At 67.7% G+C, this 1,675-nt stretch carries 2 protein-coding genes and 1 pseudogene; all 3 read right to left on the reverse strand.

The annotated features are described in order from the left end of the window. Positions 1 to 417 (reverse strand): annotated as a pseudogene (locus HC022_RS25985) (pyrroloquinoline-quinone synthase PqqC); the annotation flags it as partial. Further along, complete coding sequence (pqqB, locus tag HC022_RS25990; protein ID WP_167454308.1) at positions 414 to 1,310, reverse strand: pyrroloquinoline quinone biosynthesis protein PqqB; 897 nt, start codon at positions 1,308 to 1,310, stop codon at positions 414 to 416. The pseudogene HC022_RS25985 and the gene pqqB, both read right to left, overlap by 4 nt. A 23-nt stretch (positions 1,311 to 1,333) precedes the next feature. Continuing rightward, positions 1,334 to 1,426 carry a pyrroloquinoline quinone precursor peptide PqqA gene (pqqA, locus tag HC022_RS25995; protein ID WP_040384855.1) on the reverse strand — a complete coding sequence of 31 codons (93 nt, stop codon included), beginning with the start codon at positions 1,424 to 1,426 and terminating at the stop codon, positions 1,334 to 1,336. Positions 1,427 to 1,675: the final 249 nt, after the last annotated feature.

Below are 1,675 nucleotides of genomic sequence, written 5' to 3' on the forward strand. Positions count from 1 at the left end.
GGCCACGGCCTCGAGCAGGGTCTTGTCGCGCACGAAGTGGACGTAGGCGTCGACGGCGAATCTGGTCGCAGGCAGGACGCCCTCGCAGGAGGCGACGTAATCGCGGTCGAGCCCCACCGCCTCGGCCAGCCGCAGCCAGCGACGGATGCCGCCCTCGTTGGTGTCGGTGCCGTCGTGGTCCTCGATCCGCGAGCGCCAGGCACGGCGCAGGTCGGGATCCTCGACGCGGGACATGAAGGCCGCGTCCTTCATCGGGATCGAGTGCTGGTAATAGTAGCGGTTGATCACCCAGGCGCGGACCTGGTCCGGCGTGCAGTCGCCGCCGTGCAGGCGGTGGTGAAACGGGTGCAGGTCGTGATAGCGCTCGGCGCCGATCTGGCGCAGCCGGGCCTCGAAGGCCTCGCGTGTCTGGGTCATGCCGTTACCTCCATTCCGTCCTGACCGATGGTCCATCCCGCCGTTTCCGCCGCGCGGCGCTCCTCCGAGCCGGGGCGGAGGACGGGGTTCGTATTGTTCATGTGGACAAAGACCTTGCGGCCGATCTTCATGTGCTCGAAGGCGGCGATCGAGCCGTCGGCGCCGCTCATCGACATGTGGCCCATGCGGCGCCCGGTCTTCTGTCCGAGACCCGCGCGCACCATTTCGTCGTCGCGCCAGAGCGTGCCGTCGAAGAACACCAGCGCGGCGCCCTCGAGCCTGTGGCGCAGCGCGTCGTTCAGCATCGCGCAGCCGGGGATGTAGAAGGCGGTCTCGTCGCCCGCGCGCAGTTCGACGCCCACGGTCTGTTCGCCCACGAGGTCGGTCTGCACTTCGTCGCCTTCCATGTAGAGCGGCACCTTGCCGGGCACCGCGAAGAGCGTGGCGAAGAGCCCGGGCGCGATCTCGGCGGGCCGCTCCAGCGCCACCTCGGCGCGGGTCACCACCGAGGGGTTCAGGGCCGCGAAGATCGGGTTCACGGCCAGGACCTCGTGGATGCCGGCGGTGGCAAAGAGCGTGAAAGGCTGCATCTCGCGAAGGGTCAGAAGCCCCGCCACGTGGTCGATGTCGCCATTGGTGAGCAGCACCGAGCGCAGCGGCATCTCGCGCAGACCGGTCGGGTGCAGTTCGGGGGTGGTCGCCAGCTGGGCCCGGATGTCGGGCGAGGCGTTCAGGATCGCCCAGTCGGTGCCGTCGGCCGAAACCGCGAGCGAACTCTGGGTCTGCGCCGGGATCTCGCCCGCGCGGGCGAGCCGGCAGTTTTCGCAGCCGCAGTTCCACTGGGGCAGGCCCCCACCGGCTGCGGCTCCGAGAATTCGCGCGCGGAATTGCATCACGTCCTCCCGCGCGCGCGGTCTCAGAACAGGACGCCGTCGTCGTGCTCGGGACCGTACATGTTGATTTCCATGCCGCACTCGATTTCGCGGATTACGGGCTTCGTCCAGGCCATGTGTATCTCCTCCGCTCGATACGTTTGACTCGTGTCAACGCGGCCAGCTTGGCAAAGAGAGGTGGCTGCTGGCTAGCCTTATAATCTAAGAGACCTTGCGACTTTGGTCGGCACGGGGCGGTGTCAGTTGCGACCTTCGGCGGCCTTTTTCAACTCTGCCGAGAACTGGCGGCGCAGCGTGCGACGGATCTCGGCGGCGCGGTTGCGCTTCTCCTCGGTCTCGGTGAGGATCTTGAGCTCGGGCACTTC

It is taken from the genome of Salipiger sp. HF18 (assembly GCF_011806505.1).
GTDB lineage: Bacteria > Pseudomonadota > Alphaproteobacteria > Rhodobacterales > Rhodobacteraceae > Salipiger > Salipiger thiooxidans.

Excerpts from the sequence above, each read along its gene's own strand:
- pqqB (WP_167454308.1), bottom strand. The coding sequence starts at position 1,310 with ATGCAATTCCGCGCGCGAATTCTCGGAGCCGCAGCCGGTGGGGGCCTG.
- pqqA (WP_040384855.1), bottom strand. The coding sequence starts at position 1,426 with ATGGCCTGGACGAAGCCCGTAATCCGCGAAATCGAGTGCGGCATGGAA.